The organism is Paraburkholderia dipogonis (assembly GCF_046027395.1).
Lineage (GTDB): Bacteria > Pseudomonadota > Gammaproteobacteria > Burkholderiales > Burkholderiaceae > Paraburkholderia > Paraburkholderia dipogonis_A.
Genome location: NZ_JAQQEG010000034.1, coordinates 37,931 through 63,210 on the forward strand (window position 1 = coordinate 37,931; position 25,280 = coordinate 63,210).

Here is a 25,280-nt window from a genome sequence, read left to right on the forward strand (position 1 = left end):
CCCAGGTTGGCTCCGACGACCACAACATAGAAGTGCTGTCTCATCGCGTGCCCGCCCCATCCTGGGTACGAACGATCTGGCCTTCGCGACACAGAGTCTGACACGCCAGCGCATGTGCCCGGCCGTCGATCGACACGCGACACTCCTGGCACACGCCCATGCCGCACAGCGCGGCGCGAGGCTGGCCGTTCACCGAGGTTCGCGTACTGCCGACGCCCGCTAACACGAGCGCCGCGGCCACGGTCGTGCCGGCCTCGACGTCGATACTGTGGCCGTCGATCGTCAAGCTCACGCGTGCGGTGGCCTTCGCGCTACTCATGAACCACCTTCTCAACAAAACGAACGGGCAGATAAGGTTCGACAGGAATCGGCGCGACGGTCCCTGCGATCTGCGCGGCAAGCAACTTCGCGGTGGCAAGCGAGGTCGTCACGCCTAAACCCTCGTGACCGGTGGCAAGCCATACGCCGGGAGCGAATTCGCCGGCCGGACCGATCAGCGGCAAGCCGTCCGCCGAGGCCGCGCGAAACCCGGTCCACGCGCGAATCCCATTGAGCGTCGGCAGCACCGGGAGATAGCGTGCGGCGCGCTGCAGCATCTGCGCGAGCACGGGCATCTCGACGGCGGGGTCCGTGGTGTCGAACTGGCGCGACGAGCCGATCAGCAATTGTCCCGTGGGCCGCGGCTGCACATTGAACGCCACCGAGGTGCCGACCGCATGATGCGCGCTCTTGATGTAGCCGAGTTCGAGCAACTGATGCCGGATCAGTCCAGGATAGCGGTCCGTGATCAGCAGGTGGCCTTTCTTCGGCTGCAATGGCAGTGACGGCACCAATTGCTGCGCACGCAAACCGTTGGCCACGATGACGTGCGCCGCGCCAACGCGCTCACCGTCCGCGAGCGTAACGCCGCCCGCGCTGACCGATGCCACCGCGGCCCCCAAACGCATATGGATATTCGCCGCGCCCGGCGACCGCGTCAGCAGCCATTCGGCGACAGTCGGCGCATACACGATGCTGTCGTGCTCGATCCGCAAACCACCCGCCATCGACGCCGCTAGCGCCGGCTCGCAAACCCGCAACGCGGGCGCGTCGAGCAATTGCGCGGCAACGCCGTGAGCCTCGAACGCGGCCCGCATTGCGCGGGCGGCCTGCCACTCTTCTTCGTCGGCGGCGACCCAGAGGGTGCCGCAGCGCGCGAACGCGTCGCGCGGACGCAGTTGCGGCGCGAGTTCCAGCCACAAGTCTCGTGAATAGCGGCTCAACGCGAATTCGGCCGGCGAGTCGTTCATCACGACGATGTGGCCCATGCCCGCCGCCGTCGCGCCGCCACCGATGCCCTGCGCGTCGAGTACCTCGACCCGCATGCCGAGCGCCGCCAGTTCCGCCGCGCACGCCGCGCCGACAATGCCTGCCCCGACGATCAGCGCGTCCGCCATCATGCCGTGCGGATGCCCCAGGCGAAGGGATCGCGCTCGTCGAAGCACAGGCGCCCTTCTGCCGTGACGTACGCGTGACCGGTGATGGTGGGAATCACGTGAACGCCATCGCCGGCATCGCGATAGCTCGCTTCGAACACGCTGCCGATAATGCTCTCCTGCCGCCACACCGCGCCCTCGGCCAGTTTGCCGTCGGCGGCGAGGCAGGCCACTTTGGCGCTCGTGCCGGTGCCGCATGGCGAGCGGTCGTACGCACTGCCGGGACAGAGCACGAAGCTGCAGCTGTCGATACCATCGCGCGAACCAGGTCCGAATAACTCGATGTGGTCGATCAACGCACCGTCCGCGCCGGTGATGCGCTGCGCGATCAGCGCGTCACGAATCGCCCCGCTGAACGCCGTCAATTCGCCGATCCGGGACGCCTCCAGCGCGCGCCCGTGGTCTGCGACGAGAAAGAACCAGTTGCCGCCCCAGCCGATATCGCCGGTCAACACGCCGTGACCCGGCACGTCCACTTGCACGGACTCGCGATAGCGATACGCCGGCACGTTGCGCACGGTAACGCTGCCGTCCTCGTTGAGCGTCGCTTCGACGACGCCGACCGGCGTCTCGATCCGATGGCGCCCCGGACCGATCCGTCCCAGGTGCGCCAGCGAGACGACGAGACCGATCGTGCCGTGCCCGCACATGCCGAGATAGCCGACGTTGTTGAAAAAGATCACGCCGGCCGCGCACGCAGGGTCGTCCGGCTCGCAGAGCAGCGCGCCCACCACCACGTCCGAGCCGCGCGGTTCGGTGACGATGCCCGCGCGCCAGTCGTCGAACTGCGTGCGGAACACGTCGAGCCGTTGCGCCAACGTGCCGCCGCCGAGATCCGGGCCGCCCGACACCACGAGGCGGGTCGGTTCACCGCCGGTGTGCGAGTCGATGATGTCCAAGGTTTTCATGATGCTCATGGTAGAAACCGCGGCCGGTCGAGTCTTGGTGTGCTTGCGCGTGGATTGTGACGATTTCGGCATAACTATGCGATGCGGCGGCGACCTTGCTCGCTCGCGCACACCGCGGCCCGAGTACGCGTGCCGGGCGCACAACGGGCGTGCCCCCGAGCGCATGCCGTCGTGCCAGTCACGCGCTGCCGACGCGCCTCGCCCTCCATCCTCGAATAAGCCAGCCGCCTTGGTCCAGCGACTCTCCAAGCAAAGCGACTATGCTGAAATCGTCATTCGTCACGCGCGATTCACGCAAGACGGCAGGATTTTCCCTGCTTACACTGCGCTTGAACACATCACACTCAGGAGAGCAGTCGTGGCGCATATCTGGGAAGGCGTATTGCCCGCAGTCACCACCAAATTCAACGCGGATTTCAGCATAGACCGTGCATGGACCGGCAAGAATATCGAGGCACAGATCGAAGCGGGTGTGGACGGCATCATCGTGTGCGGATCGCTGGGCGAAGCATCGACGCTCTCGCTGGATGAAAAGCTGCAGGTGCTCGACGTCGCCGTCGAAGCCTCGCGCGGCCGCGTGCCGGTGCTGTTGACGATCGCCGAGAACAGCACGCTCGACGCCTGCCGTCAGGCCGAAGCGGGAGGCCGTCATGGCGCGGCCGGCTACATGGTGTTGCCGGGGCTGCGCTATCTGTCGGACCGCCGCGAGACGCTGCACCATTTCCGCAGCGTCGCTGACGCGAGCGCGCTGCCGCTGATGATCTACAACAATCCGCTCGCCTACGGCGTCGACATGACGCCCGAGATGTTCGCGGAAATCGCCGACGAGAAGAAGATCGTCGCGATCAAGGAATCATGTGGCGACGTGCGGCGCGTGACCGACCTGATCAACGCGGTCGGCGATCGTTTCGCGATTCTCTGCGGCGTCGACAATCTCGCGATGGAAGCGATCCTGATGGGCGCGCATGGCTGGGTGGCCGGTCTCGTGTGCGCGTTTCCGCGCGAGACGGTGGTGATCTACAAGTTGCTGAAGGCGGGACGCCTGGAGGAAGCGCGGGCGATCTACCGCTGGTTTGCGCCGCTGCTCGCGCTCGACGTGTCGGCGAAGCTGGTGCAGAACATCAAGCTCGCCGAAGCGATCGTCGGATTGGGCACGGAGCCGGTGCGGCCGCCCCGCCTGCCGCTGGCTGGCGACGAACGCACAGCAGTCGAGGCATTGATTCGCAAGGCGCTCGAAACGCGCCCCGCGCTACCGCAGATTTGATGCGACGAGGCCGGTTGGCGTCAGGCCGCTTGCTTCTCGACGTCGATATCCGAATCGATATCGGCGGCTGCGCCCTGACGCAGATGCAGCAGCCGGTAACCGCTTTTATAAACCGGTTGCAGCCGGAATTCATTTTGCGGCTCGATCTCGAGCAGAAGGCGCAGCCGCGAAACGTGACTGTCGATGGTGCGGGTAAATTCGCGGAACTCGCGGCCCCACACCATTGCGAAGATGTGATCGCGCGACAGCACGCGGCCGATGTTGGAGAAGAATAGCGACGCCAGCCGGTACTGGGTGCCGGACAGTTGGACCGGCTGGCCGCGCAGCATGACGAGTTGGCGGTGCGTGTCGAAGTGGTACGGACCGACATCGAAACTCGCGGAACTGAACCGGTCTGGATACGCCCGCCGCAGCAGCGCCGCGACCCGCTCGCGAAATTCGGCCGCGCGCAGCGGCAACGCGACGTAGTCGTCCGCGCCGGCGACGAAGGCGCGCACGATGTTTTCCTCCGCCGTGTCCGCCGATGCGAACATGACCGGCAGGCGGTCGCCGCCCACCGCGCGCGCCGCGCGCAAAACCTCGGCGCCGGACAGACGCAGACCCTGCCAGTCGAGCACCAGCAGATCCACGGTGGAACGCGCGAGCGTTCTCGACATGCTCAGGCCGTCGTCAAATGTCGTGCAGGAATGACCGGTGCTCGTCAGGACCTTTTCGATCGACTGACGCATGACCAGGTCACGTTGAAGAATGGCAATACGCATGGGATGACTCTTAACTGATAGCTCGGACGCGATTCTCAGAGGCGGGCCCATTCCATCCCATAGGAGCAATCCTAATTTACATATGAATCAATCCACTCTGACAGCGCTACATCACATTCCTACATGCGATTGCGAAATTTCCTAAGACAGAGTCCTATTGCTACTGAAAAGTACCGTTCGGGGAACTTTCCCCAATCTAATTAAGCACTTCCCGAAGCATTCCGCTTTCATCCTGTAAAATCCCCGCCTGGCCTCAATCGTCATCGCGCATGCCCTACCCGGGCCGGCGCGCGGGTGTCCCGTGCTCTACCCAGCGCTTGCCCACTTCTCGCCCGACGACCGCCGTATTTCCACGCGCTACGTGTGGCTCCCAATTCAAGACAAGACACAAGCAATGCAAGCGACAAATCTGGGTGGAGCGCAGCCTGTCACCCCACGCCCTCTCGGGCGCAGCGATTACAAGACGCTCGGCCTCGCCGCCCTCGGCGGGGCGCTCGAGTTTTACGACTTCATCATTTTCGTGTTCTTCGCGCCGGCCATCGGTCAGCTGTTCTTCCCGGCCGCGATGCCGGACTGGCTGCGTCAGGTGCAGACGTTCGGCATCTTCGCCGCGGGGTATCTGGCGCGGCCGCTCGGCGGCATCATCATGGCGCATTTCGGCGATCTGTTCGGCCGCAAGCGCATGTTCACGCTCAGCGTGCTGCTCATGTCGGTGCCGACGCTGATGATGGGCCTGCTGCCCACCTACACCAGCATCGGCGTGCTGGCGCCGGTCCTGCTGCTGCTGTTCCGCGTGATGCAAGGCGCGGCGGTCGGCGGCGAAGTGCCGGGCGCCTGGGTGTTCGTCTCGGAGCACGTGCCGCAGCGGCACATCGGCTATGCGTGCGGCACGCTGACGGCCGGCCTCACAGCAGGCATCCTGCTCGGCTCGCTGATTGCCTCGGCGGTGAACCGTAATTTCGCGCCGGCGGAAATCTCCGCGTACGCGTGGCGCATTCCGTTCCTCGTGGGCGGCGTGTTCGGCATGTTCTCGGTCTACCTGCGCCGCTGGCTGCATGAGACGCCGGTGTTCGCCGAACTCAAGCAGCGCAAGGCGATTGCCGCCGAAGTGCCGCTCAAGGCCGTGCTGCGCGACCACGGCCGCGCCGTGATCGTCTCGATGCTGCTCACGTGGATGCTCTCGGCCGCCATTGTCGTGGTAATCCTGATGACGCCGACGCTGCTGCAAAAGCAGTTCCACATCGCGCCGGCCACCGCGCTGCTGGCGAACTGCGTGGCGACGCTGTGCCTGACGATCGGTTGCGTGCTGGCGGGCTCGATTGCCGGCCGCATTGGCGCGGGGCGCACGATTTTCATCGGCGGCCTGGCGCTGGCGGCGACGTACTACGTGATGTTCCAGCAACTCGCCACCGATAGCTCGGCGCTGGTGCCGCTATACGCGGTGGCGGGCCTGTTCGTCGGCGTGATTGGCGCGATTCCGTTCGTGATGGTCAAGGCGTTCCCGCCGGTGGTGCGCTTCTCGGGCATCTCGTTCTCGTACAACGTCGCATACGCCGTGTTCGGCGGCCTCACGCCGATCGCCGTGTCGCTGATGATGAAGTCGAACCCGATGGCCGCGCCGATGTACGTCGGCGCGATCTGCGTTCTCGGGGCATTGACCACGCTGTTCATCAAGGACGCGCCGCAAAAACGTTAAATCGGCTGCTTCTGCTTTGCAAAGACGGCGCGCCGCGAACGGTGCGCCGTTTTTGTTTGCATCATCGGGCTCGACGCCCTGCGCTTGCGCGTGACATCGACACTTCACGCGGCTCCGAAACATGGTGCGCTGCATCGGGCCTACGATGTATCGCATGAACTCCTCAAATTCCCCCCACTCGTCCGCACTCGGCCGTGTTCTCGCGACGGTCAGTGTCGGCTTCGTCGTCACGCAACTCGACGTGACCATCGTCAACATCGCGCTGCCGAGAATTGGCGCGGATCTGCATGCGAATGTCGCGGGCCTGCAATGGGTCGTCGACGCCTACACGCTCGCGTTCGCCGTGCTGATGCTGTCCGCCGGCGCGCTCGGCGACCGTTTCGGCGCGCGGCGCCTGTACGCGGCCGGCATCGTGCTGTTCGCGCTTGCGTCGCTCGCCTGCGGCCTCGCGCTCGACGCGACCATGCTGGTCGCCGCGCGCGCACTGCAAGGCGTGGGCGCCGCCGCCATGCTGCCGAACTCGCTGGCGCTGCTCAATCAGTCGTATGGACACGATCCCAAACTGCGGGCTCGCGCGGTCGGCCTGTGGACCGCGGCGGGCGCGATTGCGATCGCGGCCGGACCGGTGGCCGGCGGCCTGCTGATCGCGGCGTTCGGCTGGCGCAGCATCTTTCTCGTCAATCTGCCGATTTGCGCCGCCGGCTTTCTGGCGACCTTGCTATGGGTGCCACGGCCCGAGGCCACGACGCGTCAAGGCCCGCAATCGGCGACAGCCGGCGCTCCCGACACGAAGCCGCGCGGCATCGACCTGAGCGGCCAGTGTCTTGCCATCGTCGCGCTGACCACGTTCGTCGCCGCCGTGATCGAATGGCGGCCGCTGGGGCTCGGTCACCCGCTCGTGGCCGGCGGCTTCGTGCTGGCGCTGATCGCTGCGGGCGCCTTTATCGTGGTGGAATCGCGCGTCGCGGCGCCGATGCTGCCGCTCTCGCTCTTCAGCCAGCGCTCCTTCAGCGTGGCGGTGCTGTTCGGCATCTGCGTGAATCTCACCTACTACGGCATGGTGTTCGTGCTGAGCCTGTATTTGCAGCGCGTGCGCGGTTATACGCCGTTGCAGGCGGGCCTTGCCTTCCTGCCGTTGACGGGCGGCTTTCTGCTGTCGAATGTGGCGAGCGGCTGGGTGGTCGGCCGCTTCGGCGTACGGGTGCCGATGATCGCGGGCGCGATCACGGCCGGGCTCGGCTATGGGCTGCTGCATTTCGTCGGCGCCGGCACGCCGCTCATCGGCCTGCTGCTGCCGTTCCTGCTGATTCCGTCGGGCATGGGCCTGGCGGTCCCGGCGATGACCACGGCCGTGCTCGCCTCGACGGACGCGGCACGTGCCGGTACGGCATCCGCCGTGTTGAATACAGCGCGGCAGGCAGGGGGCGCGGTCGGCGTGGCGGCCTTCGGCGCATTGGCGAGCGGCGCCGCCGCCACGCAGATCGTCTCGGGCATGCGGGCGTCGACGGCCGTCTCGGTCGGCTTGCTGGCGATCGGCGGCGTGCTGAGTTGCTTCGTGCATCCGCAGCCGCAGTCGTCGGACTCCGCTCATCGCCATCCTTGTCGCGAACGGGTCGGCGAATCGCGCTAAGGGTGGCGCCTCCCGATATCGTGCGCACAAAAAACGACCCCCGCGATGCTTGCGCATGGCGGGGGGTGATGACCGGCAGTGTGGCGGTAGCGCGCTACAACCCTGCACTACCTGGCTTATAGCGACGCTTCCTGAATCGTGCCGGTGTCGATTGCGCGCTCAATCAGCCCTTCGTTTTGTGCTTTGGCGATGGCGTCGGCGATCAGTTTTTCCGGCTCCTCGATCTCGGCCTTGATCGTGCTGATGAACCCGGACGCATCCAGAACCACCAGTGTCTTCGCCGAATCAGCCAGGCTGATAATCACCCGATGCGGCGTGGGCCCTTCACCAAGACTCGCGCACAACTGCGTGACTTTGCCGCCAATGGTTTGCTCAAAACTTTGGATCATTATTTGCTCCCTTGGTTACAACCAGAATCGAAAGCGACCCGCACAGACTACCTCAACTGCCGCGTCAAAGCCCGAGTCCGCCACGCGGTGCTCGCGCACCGTCGATGCTGAGACGCCCCGCCCCCGTCACGAACAGCAGCAGGAAACCGCCGGCAATGCCGATGTTCTTCCAGAAATGGATGACCATGTCGCGTTGCAAGGCGGCGTCGGTGACGTTCCAGAAATCGTGGCCCAGCACCGCCGTCGCCACCGTGTACACCGCCATGACGAGCGCGAGCGGGCGCACCTTGAAGCCGACGATCAGCAACAGACCGCCGAGCGCCTCGACCGCTGTTGCAATCGGTGCGGCGACCTGCACGAACGGCACGCCCTTCGAATGGAGGTAGCCGACAAAACCCGCATAGCCCAGCAGTTTCATCACACCGCCCCACAGGAACAGCACGGCAAGGGCAAGACGAGCGATGAGGATAACGCCGGAATCGACGGGACGCGACATGAGGGGCTCCTGTAAATGAATAAGCAGCAGACCCGGCCAACAGCCCGCAGTTCCCCACTTTGCACCTGACAATAGGCGGTTTGCCGGCCTTTTCCTAGCTCGGGCAAGGGTGAGCGGCGCGGGACGCGCCGCATGTCGGGAAGGGAAAAGGTGTCCGGGCGGTGCGCTCGCTAGCGTCCGCGGCGCATGCCGATGGCAGAACCGCCGCCGTGCTTATGCTTGAGGATACGTTGCGACTTCGATCAGATTGCCGTCCGGATCGCGGCAATACACTGAGATCATCTTGCCGCGCGCACCGTCGCGCTCCACCGGGCCGGCCTCGATTTCGACGCCTTGCGCGAGCCAATGCGCCTTGACCTCGGCCGGGCTCGTGGTCGTGACGAAGCACAGATCGGCGCTGCCGGGCACCGGCTCGCGGCCGGTGAACCACGCCACGGTATCGGCGGTCGCGGGACGCAGATTGATCTTCTGATTGCCGTAAAACATCGCCACCCGCGTACCGGTGCGCGACTCGAACTCGGTGCGCCGCATGCCGAGCATACGTGCGTACCACGCCGCGCTGACTTCCACGTCGGCGACGTTCAGAACGAGATGATCGAGACTGTCTATCGAGAAGCTCATGGTTTTCGTCACCGTGATGTGAGCGACGCGCCGCGATGGATCAGGCCGATCCGCCGCCAGCGGCCAGACGAAAAGTTAGCACGTGCGCGAGATTCGGGTGCGGCGGCCGGCATGTTGCGCGCATGGCATTGCGCCGCGATGGCGCTGACGAAAGTTACGACTGAGGCGCGTCCGGCGCGAGCAGAACGCCCTTCGTGAAGACGAAGCAACCATAGCCGCGTTCCTCGCCGGTGGCGATCACGCAATACGCTTTGCGCGCCCGTACATAAAACGCAAACCGCTCGATCGACGCGAACGGCACATCGCGCCCTTCCGCTGCGTTGACCTCGACCTGTGCCTCGCGCTGCACGGCCGGAATCGTGTGCGGCTCGCCCACCACTTCCATGCGCGACGCGGGATGCTCGATGAACGTATCCAGCGGCAGCACCGACAGCACCGCGCGAATCGCGCGCGGCGCGCTCACGCCGTCGAGTCGCAGCACTTTGCCGAGCACGCTCTCGCGCGCCACCGAGTCGCCGGGAAAATTGGCGTCGCAGATGACGAGTTCGTCGCCATGGCCCATCGCGCGCAGCGCATGCAGTATGTCGGCGTTCAGCAGCGGGTCCAGATTCTTCAGCACGGTGTCTCCTTGTGGTCCGATTGGCGGCTGGCCGCCGGGGTTTGGACGTTGGTTATCGGGTCGCGCGAAGCGAGCGGTTCACGGCCGCGTTCGAGTCAGGCCGAAGCGGGAGGTGCCCGGCTCGACGAAAGCGTGTCCGCGCGTCGAATCGCATTCCAGCGGACGATTGTAGCAAGCAACCTTGCTGGCATTCGTCGAGGGTGGCGCGTGGCCGCTGCACGTCGCGTCGCCAGAGCGAGTCGTCGGCCGAACGTTCCGCATCGCCGGCAGAGCCGCAGCCGCGCCACACTGCCAGCGCAACCAGCCAATCACGGCCAGCAGCACGAGACCCGCGCCGCCCAACACCGGCTCGCGCCAGCCCAGCAGCGCGATGAACATGAACGCGCGCGCACCGGCGAGCAGCGCGAAACCGGCGATTACGCTGGACAGCGAGTCGACCGCGCCCGACAGGCGCGCAAATGCGATCGCCGTTTGGGGAGCAACGGCGGCAGCGGGCTCGTGCATGATTGTCTCCGTAAAAAAGAATGGTGGTCAGACGCCGTCCGGCACCTGGTCGAGGAAGCCGGTGACGGCCTGCAAGCGTCCACGCGGATCGACCACGCCGAAGTCGGATCCCTTCACGATCGCATCGCCCGCGGGCGTAGTCAGTTCCCACGAGAAGCGCAGCCGGTCGGCGAAGCCGTCGACCTGGCCCGTACGGCGAAACGTGTGATGCGGGAAGCGCTCGTGCACCGCGCGGATCATCGCGTCGATGCCGTCGTGGCCGGCGCCTGCCAGCAGCGGGTCGCGATAGTCGGCGTCGGCGCTCCATGTCGCGGCGATCAGCTCACGACGGCGCGCGCCATCGGTTTCGTTCCAGGCGTCGAAATAACGGTCGATCAGATCGGTATGCGCGTTCATCTCAAGACTCCTTCATTGGCATGACTGAGCACTACGCTCGGCAGACACGTTGTATGCGGCGGGCTCGGAGTGAAGATTGACGGCTTGGGCGCGGTGCGTCGATTACGTGAGAGGTAAGCATTCGCGCGCGCTTCGTCGTGCGTCGGATTGGCCATCCGGCCGAGTCGTCAGTTGCGGCGGCAGCCGCTAACCTCATGTGGCAAATGGGGGCCGCGCGGCGCTGACGCGCGGCATGTCACGTACCCGACTGACACGGAAACGGGGGCGCTTTTTCAATATGGTTTTCACACTTGCAAGACCGTATCCGCAAGGATACAATGCTCAGCAGATCGGTTCACCACCTGTGTACGAGGTCAACCGCACCGAGGAATTCGACGCATGGCTTGCGCGGCTCGCGGATTTACGAGCGAGGGCAAAGATACTCGTGCGGATCCGGCGCGCGGAACGCGGGCATTTCGGCGACGTGAAATTGCTGGAAGACGGTGTATCCGAGATGCGCATCGACTGCGGGCCGGGCTATCGGGTCTACTTCGCGCGTGAAGGGCGTATGGTGTATCTGCTGCTCTGCGGTGGCGACCAGGCCATCCAGCCGGCCGATATCAAGCATGCCAAAACAATGTGGGCAGCAATCAAAGAGGAATTGTCATGAGCAAGATCAAAACCGCACGGTTCGATGCGTCACACTACCTCGACAGCGAGGAAGTGATCGCTGAGTATCTCAACGCAGCGCTTGAAGACGGCGACGCCGACGTCCTGCTCGCCGCAATCGCCGACATCGCCAAAGCGCGCGGTATCGCCAAGGTTGCGGCAGACGCGGGACTCGGGCGCGAAAGCCTCTACAAAACGCTCGCGCCCGGTTCCAAACCGCGCATGGACACGGTGTTCAAACTGCTGCGCGCGCTCGGCGTCAAACTCAACGCGGTGCCGGTAAGCGTGGCGGCGGCCTGAGTCGTGGCTCCCGTTCTGCCGGCTTCGCAGTTCACCAGTACGGTGGATTGGCAGTGCTGTCAGGCGTGTTTCCGGAGTTTCGTAGGCGTGGCCGGGTGCGTTCCGGGGTATTCCATTACCTCTCAGGTAATGGATCGCTAGCTCGGTTTGGCTATCATCGGTGGCATGAACACACTCTCTCTTGCGCAAACCGTCCCGTCGCATGCGCCGGCGGCCAGCCGCACAGTCGGCGATCTGCTGCGTGAATGGCGTCAGCGGCGAAGAATGAGCCAATTGCTGCTCGCGGCTGAAGCCGATATTTCGACCCGGCATTTGAGCTTCGTCGAATCGGGCCGCGCGGTGCCGAGCCGGGAAATGGTCATGCATCTTGCCGAACGGCTCGACGTGCCGCTGCGCGCACGCAATGCGCTGCTGATCGCAGCAGGTTACGCGCCGCTGTTCCGGGAGCGTCCGCTATCGGATCCACAGTTGGCCGCCGCGCGCGAGGCCGTCGACCTGGTGCTGAAGGGACACGAGCCCTACCCGGCGCTCGCCATCGACCGGCACTGGACCATCATTGCCGCGAACAACGCGCTCGCGCCCCTGCTGACCGGCGCCAGTCCGGAACTGCTGAAGCCGCCGGTCAATGCGCTGCGCCTGAGCTTGCATCCGGAGGGCATTGCGGCGTCGATCGTCAATTGGCATGCGTGGCGCGAGCACATACTGGCTCGGCTGCAGCGGCAAATCGACGTGAGCGGCGACGACACGCTGAGCGCGCTGCGCGAGGAGCTGGCTGCGTATCCTGCGCCGCCGGACGCGGAAGCGACCGAGCACGACAACGCCGCCGTCAATCAGATCGCGGTGCCGCTGCGGCTGCGCACACCGATCGGCGTGCTGTCGTTTTTCAGCACGACCACGGTGTTCGGCACACCGGTCGACGTGACGCTCTCGGAACTCGCCATTGAAGCGTTCTTTCCCGCCGATCAGCAAACCGCGGCGGCATTGCGCGAATTCGGCGAGAGCCAACGCGCCGAGGCGGCACGCCAACCGTAGCCCGACGGTAGAAGACGAGGCACACTGCTGCATCGAGCCTTTGTCCTTTCACTCGCTGATTGACGCGGAGAGATGCACTTGAACGACAACGCCGTACTCGTACGCCAACTCGGTCCCGACGACCGCGACGACTACTTCCAGCTTCGCCTGCGTGGACTGAAGGCGCATCCGGATTCGTTCGGCCAGAGTTACGAGGAAGCGCTCGCCAAAGGTGCGTCACAACACGATGCAATGCTGAAGGGCTCGCGTGCGGCTGAAGGCGATTTTTTGCTCGGCGCTTACGCATCGGCCGGAACGCCGTTGATCGGCGTAGTGGGCCTGATCCGCAACCTTAGCGACAAGCAGCGACACAAAGCCGCGGTGATCGGCATGTATGTCGCGCCGGAAGCCGCAGGCCGCGGCGTTGGGCGCGCGCTGCTCAATGAATTGCTGGCGCGGGCCTCGCGCGCGGAGGGTTTGCGGCAAATCCAGTTGCACGTCGGCAGCCGTAACGAAGCGGCGCGAAAACTGTATGAGTCGCTCGGCTTTCGCAAATTTGGCTGCGAGGTCGGCGCGCTGAATGTCGACGGTGTGTTTCATGATGCGGATCTGATGGCGCTGTTTATCTAATTACTGGCGCGGCGGACGTCGTCCCTGGTCACTCTCATTCAACCGCCCTGCCTCAGCACGCGATCCGTGCTATTTTTTTGACTGCCTTGTCGCCACACCCGCCCCGAAGCAGTTCTCCAGCCGTCCTCGGGCTGCCCTCGACCCGTCGCTTGTCAGTCAACTCACACATGTCCGACCTCTCCACTTCGCTTCCGCGCGTACCCCGCCGTTTCGATATCAATCCGAAACCGCTCGTCTCCGCGCTGGTTCTGATCGCGCTCGGCGCCGTTTATCTGGCGCAGACCGTCAGCGGCCGCCAGGCGGCGCTCTATCTCGTCGGCGCCCTGCTCGGCATGTCGCTGTATCACGCGGCATTCGGCTTCACTTCGGCATGGCGGGTTTTTATCGCCGACGGCCGCGGCGCCGGCCTGCGCGCCCAGATGCTGATGCTCGCGCTCGGCGTGTTGCTCTTTTTCCCGGCGCTGCAAGCCGGCACGCTGTTCGGCCATCCGGTCGTCGGACTTGTCGCGCCGGCGGGCACATCAGTACTGGTCGGGGCCTTCATGTTCGGCATTGGCATGCAATTGGGCGGTGGCTGTGCGTCCGGCACGTTGTACACCGTGGGTGGCGGCAGCACCCGCATGATCGTTACGCTGGCGGCGTTCGTTATCGGCTCGGTCGTGGCGACCGCGCACATGCCGTTCTGGACCGCATTGCCGTCGCTCAAACCGCTTTCGATGGTGACCGCGCTCGGCGCGGGCTGGGCCATCGTGCTGAACCTGATCATGTTCGCCGCCATCGCGGCACTCACCGTTCTGATCGAACGGCGCCGTCATGGCCAACTGATCAATGAGCCGCCGCGCCAACCGCATACGTCGCCGTGGCTGCATGGTCCGTGGCCGCTGTTCGTCGGCGCGATCGCGCTGGTTCTGCTCAACTTCGCAACGCTGGCGCTCTCCGGGCGTCCGTGGGGCGTGACGTCCGCGTTCGCGCTCTGGGGCGCCAAGCTCTTTGCCGTGCTAGGCATCGACGTGGCCGATTGGCCGTATTGGGCCGCTCACGCCAACGCAGGCTCCCTGGCCGCCCCTGTTACACATGACGTCACCTCGGTGATGGATATCGGCATCGTGCTCGGCGCAATGGCAGCCGCAGCGCTGGCCGGACGGTACGCGCCGGTGTGGAAAGTGCCGGCGCGCTCGCTAATCGCCGCAGTGGTCGGCGGCCTGATGCTGGGCTACGGAGCCCGCCTGGCCTACGGTTGTAACATCGGCGCGTACTTCAGCGGCATCGTGTCAGGCAGCTTGCACGGCTGGCTGTGGCTGGTCGCTGCTTTTGCCGGAAACGTGCTGGGCACGCGTCTGCGGCCGGGCTTCGGTCTCGAAGTCGAACGCGTTCGATCCACCGGCTGCTAGATGTTACGTAGGAAGTTACAAATGCGGCCTCGTTTGTAACCGGGGCCGCACCAACCTGTTACATCCCTGTTTTGTCCCCATTGCAGCGCCGAATAGCGGTATTTATTACTCAATATTGCGCTCGCTTTCTATTTCCTTTCTGAACCGAGCGGAATTACCGATTCGCAACAGGCCTGCTCGCTTTCCTCAGACAAAAAAGCGAAACGCCTGTCATACAAGGGTTTCCATGGATCAGACAAACACCTCCGATAGCGGGAAATTCGCCAGGCATTGCCTATTACGGAACCATGAAAGAGTTACCGAAATTTGATGTATCTTTTTGAGATATTTTTTTGAGAAGGGATTGATTTCTTGTTTTACCCTTCATACAATTCGTCCCAAGCTGTTACGAAATGTAACGCGATGTATCAAAAAGTCGCTGTCTGTATCAGGCGGTGACAGTAGCCGGAGGACAACGTTTCCGGCGAGGCACAAAAGACATAACGGCAAAAAATGCCGACATAGTAATTCGGGGCTTCGGAAAACACAGAAATGGACCGTAGCAGCGAGACGCTGGATTCAATCCGCGAGATCAACTTGTCTTACATCATGCTCGCGCAACGCATGTTGCGCGAGGACAAACCGGTCGGCATGTTCCGGCTAGGACTGTCGTCGGAACTGGCTGATTTGCTTGCCGGGCTGTCGCTCGCGCAGATCGTCAAGCTGGCCGCTTCCGATCAGCTTTTGTGCTTCTTCCGCTTCAACGACCACTCGATGTTGTCGGCGTTGACGCAAACGACGAAGCACACCGCAGTGGCACCGACTCACGCGGCGATCCTGCTTGCAGGCCAGCCGGCTGAACAGTTCGCTTAATCGAGGTGACTGCGATGCTCAAGCGTAGCCTGACGGAAGACGCACAGGAAGTATTCCGCGCCATTGCGCTGATCGAACTGGGCGCACGCATGCAGGTGCTCGAGAGTGAATTGACGCTCTCGCGCGACCGCATGATCCGCCTGTATCGTGAGGTCAAGGGCGTATCGCCGCCTAAGGGCATGCTGCCGTTTTCGGCGGACTGGTATATGACGTGGCTGGCGAACATCCATGCGTCGTTGTTCTACAACACGTACCTGTTCCTGAAGAACGAAGCGCGTTGCTCGCATCTGGATGCGCTGACCAAAGGGTATCGGCTGTATCTGGAACATTGCCAGCACAGCGAAACCGAACCGGTGCTGGACTTGACGCGTGCGTGGACGCTGGTGCGTTTCTTCGACGCCGACATTCTGCAATTGACCAAATGCTGCCGTTGCACCGGCAAGTTCGTGGCGCACAAACACGATCTGCAACATAACGTGGTGTGTGGCGCTTGTCAGCCGCCGTCGCGTGCCGGCAAGACGAAGAAAGCCGCGGCCGCCCGCCAGGAAGCGCTCGAAGCAGCGCAGATCGCGCAAGCCGCGTGATCGCATCGATGAGGGCAGGTCCAGCCCGATTCGAACCGAAGCCTTGATTGGAAAGTCCGCCTCCGCGCGGACTTTTTTTTCGTCCCATCCGCGCCAGCGGTCGGCTGCGGGCAACCGGCGGTAGGCACAAGCTCCCGGCGAAAGGCCGGATCAGCCGGCCAATCCCACCGTCTGCACCACCAGCCACAGATTGGCTGCACTGATCACCGCGAACAGCGTCCACGAAACGAACCGCGTCAGCAGCGTGTTGGCGAATTCGCCCATCAACGACCGGTCGCTGGTCATGCGGATCAGCGGATAAAGCGCGAACGGCAATTGCAGGCTCAGCACGACCTGGCTGGCGACCAGCAGTTTGCCGACCGCGCCGTTGCCCATCATCTGCACGCCGATCAGCGCGGGGATCAGGGCGAGTGCCCGCGTAATGAAGCGCCGCTGCCAGCACGGAATCTTGAGCTTCAGGAAGCCTTCCATGATGACCTGCCCCGCCACGGTGCCGGTGAAGGTCGAGCTTTGTCCCGAGGCGAGCAAGGTCACGGCGAACAACACCGCCGCGAAACCAGTGCCGACGATGGGCGCGAGCAGCTTGTAGGCGTCTTCGATTTCGGTGACCTGATTGTGGCCGGTGGCATGGAACGCCGCGGCGGCAAGAATCAGGATCGCCATGTTGATCAGCAGCGCGAATACCAGAGAGGCGATCGTGTCGATGCGCGACATGCTGATCGCCGATCGGATGCTGGCGGGGTCGCGCTTCACCGCGCGCGTCTGCACGATCGACGAATGCAGATAGAGGTTATGCGGCATGACCGTCGCGCCGAGAATGCCGATCGCCAGATACATGGGTTCGCGCGAACTCAAAGCCTGCCACGACGGAATCAGCCCCTGCGCGACCGACGGCCAATGCGGCTGTACCAGCGCGAGCTCGATGATGTATCCCACGCCGATGGTCGCGATCAGGCCGAGCATGATCGCTTCGAGATCACGGAAATTCTTGCCCTTCAGGCCGAGCACGATCAGCGTATCGAACGCGGTCAGCAATACGCCGGTGGTCAGCGAGCATTTGAATAACAGATGGAAAGCGAGCGCGCCGCCCAGCACTTCGGCCAGGTCGCACGCCACGATGGACAGCTCCGCGAGCAGCCATTGAAAGCGCGCCACAGCCGGCGAATAACGATCTCTCGACAACGCCGCGAGATCACGCCCGGTCGCGATGCCAAGGCGCATGCTCAGGCATTGCAGCGCCATCGCCGCGAGACTCGACAGCATGACGACGAACAGCAGACTGTAGCCATAGCGGGATCCGGCTTCGATGTCGGTGGCCCAGTTGCCGGGATCCATATAGCCGATCGAGATCAGCAGGCCGGGGCCTGCGAACTGCAGGATCTTCTTCCAGAAAGGCGCGCCTTGCGAGACGGCCACCGAGCCCTGCACTTCGGATGGGCAAAACGGCGCCGTTGCGGTGGTCGGTAGTTTGAACTGCAATCCGGGAATCTCTTGAAGGGGATAAAACACGGCGCATCGTGCGGGCCGCCGCGAACCGCCTCAAGTGTACAAAGAAACTTCCGGTAACGCGCCGGTGAGCGCGTAGCGGCCGACGTCGCGCAGGCGATAGTCGAGCGGGTCATGCAGCGTATGCACGCGGGCGTTGCGCCAGAAACGGTCGAGCGCGAGCGGCGCGTGCGTCGCGCGCGCGCCACAGGCGTCGAACAGTTTTTCGCTGACGTCGAGCGCGGCGCGATGCGCGATGATCTTCGCTTCCGATGTCGCGAGCGCAACCTGCGCGCGCGTTTCCGCGGAAAGCGACGGACCTTGTTGCCACGCGTCTTCGAGCAACCAGGCCGCACGCGTGGCCAACGCTTCGGCGCTCACCGTCTGCAGGCGCATCTCCCCGAAACGCTGGATCAGGTAGGGATCGTCGGTGGCCTTGTCGACGCCGGAATAGATCCACGCCTTGCCGTGTTGCGTCACGTAGGCGCGCGCTTCGTCGAGCGCGCCTTGCGCGATGCCCACGAACAGATTCGTCAGCACCTGCTGCGAGATCAATGTGCGCAAACTCGCGTGCGGCGTGTCGGGTCGCACCATCACTTCATGGGGTTCGACCTTGACCCGCACGAAAGACACGCTGCCGCTGTCGGTCTGCCGCTGGCCGATCGGGTTCCAGTCTTCATGAACGGTGATGCCTTCGCGCGTAGTCGGCACCACGCCGAAGACCGGTTTGCCGGTGACCGGATCGTGCGCGGAAACCGTCATCATGTGCGAGCCGCGTGTGCCCGAGCAAAAGCCTTTCTGGCCGTCGAGCAGGTAGCCGCCGTCGTCGGTTGCGCTTGCAACGAGTCGCGTGTCGAGCGGATTGACGGCGTTGCCCCACCACCATCTTTCTTCGACGGTGCCGCCGAGATAGCGGGCACGTTGTTCGGGATTGCCCCATACATTGACGCTGACTACCTGCAAGCAGGTGAAGCCCAACAGATGCGCGAGCGCGCTGTCCACTTGCGCGATCTTGCGGATCGTCTCGTAGATGTCAGGCCAACGCGCGCCAAGGCCGCCGAATTCGCGCGGCACCGCGAGCGTGAGCAGCCCTGCGTCGGCGATCCATTGTTTCTCCTGCGCGGCGTGGCCGCCATCGATATCGCGCTGCGCGGCATTGGCGCGCAACGCGTCGAGCAAACCCGCGAGATCGCGCACCTCGGGCGCAGCGAATGCCTGAGGCGTTTGTAACGCATCGGCATGACGAGGATCGTTCATGCAATTTCCAGGTGAAGAGTTGTTCGGCGAGCGGTAGTAGACGAAGCGCCTGCGGCGGCGCTCGATGCCGTAGCTAGCATGATAGGCGCTGATGCGGGCGCCGCAAACGGGTGCGGCTATTCTTCATGCAAATAGCCGCCGCGCGATACATACGATCACGCTCGCTGCGCAAGCCGCCGCACGAACCGGTCGCCGACGAACTGCACCGCCGTGACGATCGCGATCAGCAGCACGATCACCGTCACCATCACAGTCGTATCGAAACGCTGATAGCCGTAGCGGATCGCCAGATCGCCAAGCCCGCCGGCGCCGACCGCGCCCGCCATCGCCGACGAACCGATCATCGCCACCACGGTAATCGTGAAGCCGCCGAGAATGCCCGGCAGCGCCTCGGGCAGAAGCACATGCCAGATGATATGCCGACGTTGCGCGCCCATGGCCTGCGCGGCTTCGATCAAACCGCGGTCCACTTCGCGCAAACTCACTTCAGCCACGCGAGCAAAGAACGGAATCGCCGCGATGCTCAACGGCACGATCGCGGCCCATACCCCGATCGTCGTGCCGATCAGCAAACGCGTGAGCGGCAGCAACGCGACCAGCAGAATGATAAAAGGCGTGGAACGGAACGCGTTGACGAGCGCACCGAGCGTGCTGTTCACCGCCCGCTTCTCGAAGATGCCGCCGCGCGTCGTCGTGACCAGCACCAGCGCCAGAGGAATGCCGACCAGCGCCGCGAAGAATGCGGACACGCCAACCATGACGATGGTGTCGCGAATCGCGTCGGCGAGTTCGGAAAGCCACAACTCAGACATAGCCCAATACCTCGACATGGTTGGCGTAGCGGCGCGCGCCTTCGAGCAAGGTCGCGATCTGTTTTTGCACGGTACTGCCCGCGTTCGCACGCACCTGCGCCGACACCACCAGACGCCCTTGCGCATGCCCCTGAATCCGGTCGATGCCGCCATGCACGAAACTCACGCGCCCGCCTTCGACACTCAACGCCGACGCAAGGCCGCCGAGATCGGGCTCACGTGCATCGACGCCGGTAAAACGCACGTCCAGCAGAATCTGCGCGTCCACTTGCGCGATGTCGCGTAGCGGCTTGACCCGCTCCGCAAGGTCGGTCGGCAAGTCATGCACCAGGGTTCGCAGCAACGCGCGCGTCGCATCATGTTGCGGATCGCCGAACACGCGCCACACCGGGCCTGTCTCCACCACTTCGCCTCGCTCGATCACGGCAACCGTATCGCAGACTTCGCGAATCACCTGCATCTCGTGCGTGATCAATACGATGGTCAGGTTCAGGCGCTGATTGATATCGCGCAGCAACGCGAGAATGGCTTGCGTCGTTTCGGGGTCCAGTGCGGAGGTCGCCTCGTCGCAAAGCAGAATGTCCGGGTCGGTGACCAAGGCCCGCGCAATGCCGACCCGTTGTTTCTGTCCACCGGACAGGCTCGCCGGGTACGCGTCGCGTTTGGCCGACAAACCCACCAGTTCGAGCAGCGCATCGACTTTTTTATCGATCGTCGCTTTCGGCACACCCGCAATTTCCAGCGGCAACGCGATGTTCTCGCGCACCGTCTTCGCCGACAGCAGATTGAAGTGCTGAAACACCATGCCGATGCGCCGGCGCAACGTGACGAGTCCGCGCTCGTCGAGTTCGCCGACACTCACCCCATTCACGCGCACGGCGCCTGAACTCGGTTTTTCCAGGCCGTTGACGAGCCGCAACAACGTCGACTTGCCTGCACCGCTGCGGCCGATAATGCCGAACACTTCCCCCCGCGCCACCTTCAACGTGACGTCGGCGAGCGCCGCGGTCCGCACGCCACGCGTGTTGGCGAACACTTTGCCGACGTTGTCGAATATCACGGCAGGTCGCGTCGCCGTTGCATGCGAATCAGGATCGACGGCGAGAGACGGCGCGTCTTCGATGAATTGCGGCACGTCGAAAAGATTGGCCATGGTTTCTCCTTTCTCATGCATCCGCGGCGGCCGGCGCGGCGACTTGCACCCGTCGACGATGCTGTGCGCCGGCATGCACATCAGGCAGACGCGCGCGCCCGCCGCCAAACAGTTTCTCGCGCAGCGTCGGCGCAGGATCGTAATCCTCCTTGTAGACGCCGCGATTCTGCAACTCCGGCACCACCAGATTCACAAAGTCTTCGAACGATTCCGGCATGACCGTGCGCGTCAGATTGAAGCCGTCGACGCCCGCTTCCTCGATCCACGACACCAGTTCATCCGCGATCTGCTGCGGCGAGCCGACCACCGGCTTCGCGCGGCCGCCGAGCGTCATCTGTTCGAGCACTTTCCGTTTGGTCCACACGCCGCTCACGCTTTTCTTCGAAATCGCCTCGACGGCAGACTGCATCGACTCGGTCTTCACATAGGAGATGGGTTCGTCCAACTCGTATTGCGAGAAGTCAATGCCGGTCGAACTCGAGAAATGCGCAATGCCACCTTCGGCGCTCGCATAACGGCGGTATTCCTCGAATTTTTCTTGCGCTGCCCGCTCGGTTTCGCCGACTACAACGGTGACGCCCGCGAAGATCTTGATGTCGTCGGGCGCTCGGCCGAAGCTCACCGCGCGCGCGCGGATGTCGTCGACAATCGAGCGCGTCAACTGCTTGTTCTGACCGCCGACGAACACGCATTCCGCGTGACGTGCCGCGAAATCGACGCCACGGCTCGACGATCCCGCCTGATACAACACCGGCGTGCGTTGCGGCGACGGCTCGCTCAGATGAATCGCGTCGATCGAATAGTACGGACCGTCGTGCTTCACGCGATGCACCTTGTCCGGATGCGAGAAGATGCGCGCCGCGCGGTCGCGCACCACCGCGTCGTCTTCCCAGCTCTGCTCCCACAGCTTGTAGACCACGTCCATGTAGTCGTCGGCGCGGTCGTAGCGGTCGTCGTGGCTGATCTGCTGCGCGAGGCCCATGCCGCGCGCCGCGCTGTCCAGATAGCCCGTTACGATGTTCCAGCCCACCCGCCCTTTGGTCAGATGGTCGAGCGTCGACATGCGGCGCGCGAACAGATACGGCGGCTCGTAAGTCAGATTCGACGTGACGCCGAAGCCGATATGTTTCGTCACGTGCGCCATCGCGGGTACGATCAGCGACGGATCGTTGATCGGAATCTGCACCGACTCGCGCAACGGCGTTTCCGGGCCGCCCTGATAAACGTCGTACACGCCGACGATATCCGCGAGAAAGATCCCGTCGAACTTGCCGCGCTCCAGCGTTTGCGCAAGACTCGTCCAATAGTCGAGATCGGTGTAATGCGCCGAACGGTCGCGCGGATGCGTCCACAAACCATGATTGATGTGGCCGACCGCATTCATGTTGAACGCGTTCAGCAGGATCTTTTTCTTCGCCATTGTGCGGCTCCTTTGGCTTTCCGGTTTCGGCTAACCGCGCGGGTTACCAGGCGACGGCGTAGAGATTGCCGAAGGCTTTATCGAGCGCGGCGCGCACTGCCGGCGAATGTTGATAGATCGAGATGAATTTGCGGATACGCGGATCGTTCGCGCTTTCCGGACGCACGACCCATTGAATCGCGTAGTTCTTGTTTTCCAGGCCGTCGAACAGTAGCGCGCTATTCGGATCGGTCGTGCCGGCGAGCTTGATGAAACTCGGGTAACCCTGTGCGAGATCGACGTCGTCGAGCGAACGCGCCAGTTGCGATGCTTCGAGCTGGACGATCTTCAGATGCTTCGGGTTGTCGATGATGTCGAGCGTCGTCGCGCGATAGTCGATGCCCGGCTTCAGCTTGATGAGACCGGCGCGCTGCAGCAATAACAGGCCGCGTCCGCCGTTGACCGGATCGTTGGCGATCGCGACCGTGGCGCCGTCTTTCAGTTCGTCGAAGCGTTTGATCTTCTTCGAATACAGGCCGATCTTCATGATCGTGCCCGGTGCGATCGCGACGAAGTTATAACCGCCTTGCTTCTTCGCATTCTCGAGAAACGGAATGTGCTGGAAGTAGTTGACGTCGATATCCTTGTTGGCGAGCGCCGCGTTCGGCGTGTTCCAGTCGGTGAACTCGATGATCTTCACGTCGAGGCCCTGTTCTTTCGCTTCGCGCGCGGCGATTTTGAGCGCTTCGATCTGCGGACTGGTCGCGGTGCCGATTTTCAGCGTGGGCGAGTCGGCCGCGGAAGCGGGCGCGGCCTGCAGCGCGAGTGCGAGGCCGAACACGCTGATGAGCGAGACGGTCGGCGTGTGGAAAAAACGCTGCACGTTTGACAAAAAATTGCGCATGGTGAACTCGTGAGTTTCGGGCGTGGTTTGATTCGAGGCGAGCCGATCCAGCGGCATGCGCTGAAGCGTCTACGAAGGGAGTTCCTTCGAGGCGCAACCAGGCTTGCCGGACAGGTCGGGCAACGGAAAAGCCACCACGTGCGGCTTAAATCGCGCGTGGCAGCAACAGGACGCGCAATGGGGTCAGCGCGGACAGCGGAAGGTCGGACAGGTCATCGCCTCTCTCCAGATGAGGTGCGACTCATCATAGTGGGCGGCAAAGCGGCGGTCTACGAAGGGATTTTTGTAAGGAAAGCGGGAAAAATGATTTGGGCGTGACCACGCGTCATGGCCAGATCCGAAGTTACAGCAGCGGCAGCACGTCTGGCGAAGTGCCTTTCCGCAAGGTCGGGCGGCATCTCCCAAAGTGGATTCGCTTAACGAAAAACGCCGGGCCGCGCTTTCGCGCGACCCGGCGTCTACCGCTCTTCCGTCAGTCGACGAATTACTGCTTCGCCACCTGTTGCACGGCAGCGGCGGCCGCCACCGGCGCGGATGCCGGCGCAACCGCACCCACAGCCGTATCCGACGCCGTCACATCGCCCCAACCGCCGCCCAGCGCACGAACCAGATTCACCGTCGCCACCGCTTGCGTACCAGACAGATGGCTCGCCTGCAGTTGCGAAGTCAGCACCTGCCGTTCACCATCGATCACATCCAGATAGCTGACCGCGCCCTCCGTGTACTGCGTACGCGACAGATGCGCCGCCCGTTGCGATGCCTGGACCGCGTCGTTCTGCTCGCGCATCTGATCGTCGAGCAAACGCAAATCGGACAGGTTGTCCTCCACCTCACGGAATGCCACCAGCACCTGCTGGCGATACTGCGCCACGTCCTCGTCATACTTCGAACGGGCTTGCGCGAGGTTCGCCTTGCGGCGGCCGCCGTCGAACAACGGCAGCGTCAACGCCGTGCCGGCAAACGGCCCGAGAATGAACGCACGGCTCGACCATTTGAACAGATCCCCGAGCGTCGCCGATTCGAAGCCTGCCCCGCCGGTGATATCGAGTTTCGGGAAGAACGCCGACTTCGCGAGGCCGATACGCGCATTCGCCGCCTGCATCGCGCGCTCCGCCGCCGAAATATCCGGCCGGCGTTCAAGCAAAGCCGAAGGCAGGCCCGGCGGCACACGCACCGTCACCGGCGCCAGCGGCGCTTCCGCGAACGAAAAATCCGCCGGCGGCTTGCCGAGCAGAATCGCCAGGCTATGTTCCGATGCCGCGCGCTGACGCGCCACGCCCACGGCGTCCGCACGCGCACTGGCGAGCTCATTACGGGCCCGCGATACATCCAGTTCGCCGATATCGCCTTCCTTGAAACGCCGTTCGACCAGCTTCAGCGTGTCTTCACGCAACGCCACGGTACGACGGTACAGGTCCTGATCCGTATCGAGCTCGCGCAACTGGAAGTAGTTCTGCGCGACATCTGCCTGCAAGGACAGTTGCACCGAGCGAAACAGCGCTTCACTTTGCTGTTCGTCCGAACGCGACGCGTTCACGTTCGAGCCGACCCGTCCGAACAGATCCGCTTCGTACGAAGCGGTGGTTTGCGCGCGCCAGATCGTGCCGGTGGTGCCGCCCACGCTATCCGGCTGAAATTGCGACGCCGCCGAAGCACGCTCGCGCGTCGGGCCGAAGCCCGCATCGAGCTTCGGGAACCAGTCCGACTTCGCTGCCTGCGTCACCGCACGCGCTTGTTGCACGCGCGCCGCGGCCGCCTTCAGGTCCTGATTCGCGGCGGAAGCCTGCTCTTCGAGTGCATTGAGTTGCGGGTCGCCGAATATCGTCCACCATTCGCCGCGATGCGCGTCGTCGGCGGGCTGGGCCTGTTTCCACGTGCCGTTGTCCTGCGCCGATACACCGGACGCAGCCGAGGGCGCGGAAGCAGCCGACGTAGCCGACGCCGCAGGCGCTTCCTTGAACGCAACCGGCGTATCCACTTCAGGCCGCTTATAAGTCGGCTCCAGAGAGCAGGCGGCGAGCAACGCGACCAGCAAACCGCTGACAGCCGCCCGGCCCCATCCGCTCAAAGATTCATAGCGTTTCATTCTTGTTTT

General features: G+C 63.7%; 27 protein-coding genes. 10 read left to right on the top strand and 17 right to left on the bottom strand.

The genetic code is table 11. The annotated features are described in order from the left end of the window. Positions 1 to 40: 40 nt before the first annotated feature. From PQR32_RS30050 to PQR32_RS30060, 3 genes are read right to left on the bottom strand one after another with little or no spacing between them, the layout of a single operon-like run. Positions 41 to 319, bottom strand: coding sequence for a (2Fe-2S)-binding protein (locus PQR32_RS30050; protein ID WP_408235637.1), 279 nt, complete (start codon positions 317 to 319; stop codon positions 41 to 43). Beyond that, positions 312 to 1,439, bottom strand: coding sequence for an NAD(P)/FAD-dependent oxidoreductase (locus tag PQR32_RS30055; RefSeq protein WP_408235640.1), 1,128 nt, complete (start codon positions 1,437 to 1,439; stop codon positions 312 to 314). The genes PQR32_RS30050 and PQR32_RS30055 overlap by 8 nt, the downstream gene beginning before the upstream one ends. After that, positions 1,436 to 2,392, bottom strand: a complete 957-nt coding sequence (locus PQR32_RS30060; RefSeq protein WP_408235643.1) for a 4-hydroxyproline epimerase — start codon at positions 2,390 to 2,392, stop codon at positions 1,436 to 1,438. The genes PQR32_RS30055 and PQR32_RS30060 overlap by 4 nt, the downstream gene beginning before the upstream one ends. Before the next feature lie 349 nt (positions 2,393 to 2,741). On the opposite strand from PQR32_RS30060, the gene PQR32_RS30065 reads away from it, so the two are divergent. After that, complete coding sequence (locus PQR32_RS30065; RefSeq protein ID WP_408235646.1) at positions 2,742 to 3,647, top strand: dihydrodipicolinate synthase family protein; 906 nt, start codon at positions 2,742 to 2,744, stop codon at positions 3,645 to 3,647. 20 nt (positions 3,648 to 3,667) lie between these two features. Here PQR32_RS30065 and PQR32_RS30070 read toward each other — a convergent pair whose 3' ends face one another. After that, on the bottom strand, positions 3,668 to 4,408 hold the full coding sequence (locus tag PQR32_RS30070; RefSeq protein WP_408235649.1) for a response regulator transcription factor: 741 nt from the start codon (positions 4,406 to 4,408) through the stop codon (positions 3,668 to 3,670). A 394-nt stretch (positions 4,409 to 4,802) separates the two neighbouring features. Here PQR32_RS30070 and PQR32_RS30075 point away from each other — a divergent pair, with 394 nt between their 5' ends. Both PQR32_RS30075 and PQR32_RS30080 read left to right on the top strand, forming a co-directional pair. Further along, positions 4,803 to 6,104, top strand: coding sequence for an MFS transporter (locus PQR32_RS30075; RefSeq protein ID WP_408235652.1), 1,302 nt, complete (start codon positions 4,803 to 4,805; stop codon positions 6,102 to 6,104). 145 nt (positions 6,105 to 6,249) lie between these two features. Continuing rightward, positions 6,250 to 7,734 carry an MFS transporter gene (locus PQR32_RS30080; RefSeq protein WP_408235655.1) on the top strand — a complete coding sequence of 495 codons (1,485 nt, stop codon included), beginning with the start codon at positions 6,250 to 6,252 and terminating at the stop codon, positions 7,732 to 7,734. Between the two features lie 116 nt (positions 7,735 to 7,850). Here PQR32_RS30080 and PQR32_RS30085 read toward each other — a convergent pair whose 3' ends face one another. From PQR32_RS30085 to PQR32_RS30110, 6 genes are all read right to left on the bottom strand, one after another. Further along, positions 7,851 to 8,123, bottom strand: coding sequence for a hypothetical protein (locus PQR32_RS30085; protein WP_106277247.1), 273 nt, complete (start codon positions 8,121 to 8,123; stop codon positions 7,851 to 7,853). 64 nt (positions 8,124 to 8,187) lie between these two features. Further along, positions 8,188 to 8,619: a DoxX family protein gene (locus PQR32_RS30090; protein ID WP_408235659.1), complete on the bottom strand. Its 432-nt coding sequence runs from the start codon at positions 8,617 to 8,619 to the stop codon at positions 8,188 to 8,190. Between the two features lie 213 nt (positions 8,620 to 8,832). Next, positions 8,833 to 9,240: a VOC family protein gene (locus PQR32_RS30095; protein ID WP_408235662.1), complete on the bottom strand. Its 408-nt coding sequence runs from the start codon at positions 9,238 to 9,240 to the stop codon at positions 8,833 to 8,835. Positions 9,241 to 9,394: 154 nt separating this feature from the next. Further along, positions 9,395 to 9,859 carry an RbsD/FucU family protein gene (locus PQR32_RS30100; RefSeq protein WP_408235665.1) on the bottom strand — a complete coding sequence of 155 codons (465 nt, stop codon included), beginning with the start codon at positions 9,857 to 9,859 and terminating at the stop codon, positions 9,395 to 9,397. A gap of 78 nt (positions 9,860 to 9,937) precedes the next feature. Next, complete coding sequence (locus PQR32_RS30105) at positions 9,938 to 10,363, bottom strand: hypothetical protein (RefSeq protein WP_408235668.1); 426 nt, start codon at positions 10,361 to 10,363, stop codon at positions 9,938 to 9,940. Positions 10,364 to 10,390: 27 nt separating this feature from the next. Beyond that, the gene (locus tag PQR32_RS30110) at positions 10,391 to 10,759 is read right to left on the bottom strand and encodes a nuclear transport factor 2 family protein (RefSeq protein ID WP_408235671.1); all 369 of its coding nucleotides are present in this window, start codon (positions 10,757 to 10,759) and stop codon (positions 10,391 to 10,393) included. A gap of 277 nt (positions 10,760 to 11,036) precedes the next feature. On the opposite strand from PQR32_RS30110, the gene PQR32_RS30115 reads away from it, so the two are divergent. The 7 genes from PQR32_RS30115 to flhC all read left to right on the top strand — a co-directional run bounded on the left by PQR32_RS30115 (position 11,037) and on the right by flhC (position 16,175). After that, a complete protein-coding gene (locus tag PQR32_RS30115; protein WP_408235674.1) occupies positions 11,037 to 11,408 on the top strand; it encodes a type II toxin-antitoxin system RelE/ParE family toxin in 372 nt (123 codons plus the stop codon). Continuing rightward, positions 11,405 to 11,707 (top strand): addiction module antidote protein, encoded by a 303-nt coding sequence (locus PQR32_RS30120; protein WP_408235677.1) that lies wholly within the window; start codon positions 11,405 to 11,407, stop codon positions 11,705 to 11,707. Before PQR32_RS30115 ends, PQR32_RS30120 begins: the two co-directional genes overlap by 4 nt. Before the next feature lie 165 nt (positions 11,708 to 11,872). Beyond that, positions 11,873 to 12,739 (top strand): helix-turn-helix domain-containing protein, encoded by an 867-nt coding sequence (locus PQR32_RS30125; protein WP_408235680.1) that lies wholly within the window; start codon positions 11,873 to 11,875, stop codon positions 12,737 to 12,739. Positions 12,740 to 12,811: 72 nt separating this feature from the next. After that, positions 12,812 to 13,348, top strand: a complete 537-nt coding sequence (locus PQR32_RS30130) for a GNAT family N-acetyltransferase (RefSeq protein ID WP_408235682.1) — start codon at positions 12,812 to 12,814, stop codon at positions 13,346 to 13,348. Between the two features lie 167 nt (positions 13,349 to 13,515). Continuing rightward, positions 13,516 to 14,739, top strand: coding sequence for a YeeE/YedE family protein (locus PQR32_RS30135; RefSeq protein ID WP_408235685.1), 1,224 nt, complete (start codon positions 13,516 to 13,518; stop codon positions 14,737 to 14,739). A gap of 531 nt (positions 14,740 to 15,270) precedes the next feature. Beyond that, complete coding sequence (flhD, locus tag PQR32_RS30140; protein WP_007177882.1) at positions 15,271 to 15,591, top strand: flagellar transcriptional regulator FlhD; 321 nt, start codon at positions 15,271 to 15,273, stop codon at positions 15,589 to 15,591. 14 nt (positions 15,592 to 15,605) lie between these two features. Continuing rightward, positions 15,606 to 16,175, top strand: a complete 570-nt coding sequence (flhC, locus tag PQR32_RS30145; RefSeq protein WP_007177883.1) for a flagellar transcriptional regulator FlhC — start codon at positions 15,606 to 15,608, stop codon at positions 16,173 to 16,175. Between the two features lie 150 nt (positions 16,176 to 16,325). Here the strand turns inward: flhC and PQR32_RS30150 are convergent, their stop codons facing one another. From PQR32_RS30150 to PQR32_RS30180, 7 genes are all read right to left on the bottom strand, one after another. Further along, positions 16,326 to 17,654: an Nramp family divalent metal transporter gene (locus PQR32_RS30150; protein WP_408235791.1), complete on the bottom strand. Its 1,329-nt coding sequence runs from the start codon at positions 17,652 to 17,654 to the stop codon at positions 16,326 to 16,328. Between the two features lie 60 nt (positions 17,655 to 17,714). Next, positions 17,715 to 18,917: an acyl-CoA dehydrogenase family protein gene (locus PQR32_RS30155; RefSeq protein WP_408235689.1), complete on the bottom strand. Its 1,203-nt coding sequence runs from the start codon at positions 18,915 to 18,917 to the stop codon at positions 17,715 to 17,717. A gap of 155 nt (positions 18,918 to 19,072) precedes the next feature. Next, complete coding sequence (locus PQR32_RS30160) at positions 19,073 to 19,729, bottom strand: methionine ABC transporter permease (RefSeq protein WP_310817977.1); 657 nt, start codon at positions 19,727 to 19,729, stop codon at positions 19,073 to 19,075. Then, on the bottom strand, positions 19,722 to 20,882 hold the full coding sequence (locus tag PQR32_RS30165; RefSeq protein ID WP_408235693.1) for a methionine ABC transporter ATP-binding protein: 1,161 nt from the start codon (positions 20,880 to 20,882) through the stop codon (positions 19,722 to 19,724). Before PQR32_RS30165 ends, PQR32_RS30160 begins: the two co-directional genes overlap by 8 nt. Before the next feature lie 13 nt (positions 20,883 to 20,895). Beyond that, positions 20,896 to 22,302: an LLM class flavin-dependent oxidoreductase gene (locus tag PQR32_RS30170; RefSeq protein WP_408235696.1), complete on the bottom strand. Its 1,407-nt coding sequence runs from the start codon at positions 22,300 to 22,302 to the stop codon at positions 20,896 to 20,898. 43 nt (positions 22,303 to 22,345) lie between these two features. Further along, on the bottom strand, positions 22,346 to 23,185 hold the full coding sequence (locus PQR32_RS30175) for a MetQ/NlpA family ABC transporter substrate-binding protein (protein ID WP_408235699.1): 840 nt from the start codon (positions 23,183 to 23,185) through the stop codon (positions 22,346 to 22,348). 484 nt (positions 23,186 to 23,669) lie between these two features. Beyond that, complete coding sequence (locus PQR32_RS30180) at positions 23,670 to 25,271, bottom strand: efflux transporter outer membrane subunit (protein ID WP_408235702.1); 1,602 nt, start codon at positions 25,269 to 25,271, stop codon at positions 23,670 to 23,672. Positions 25,272 to 25,280 lie beyond the last annotated feature (9 nt).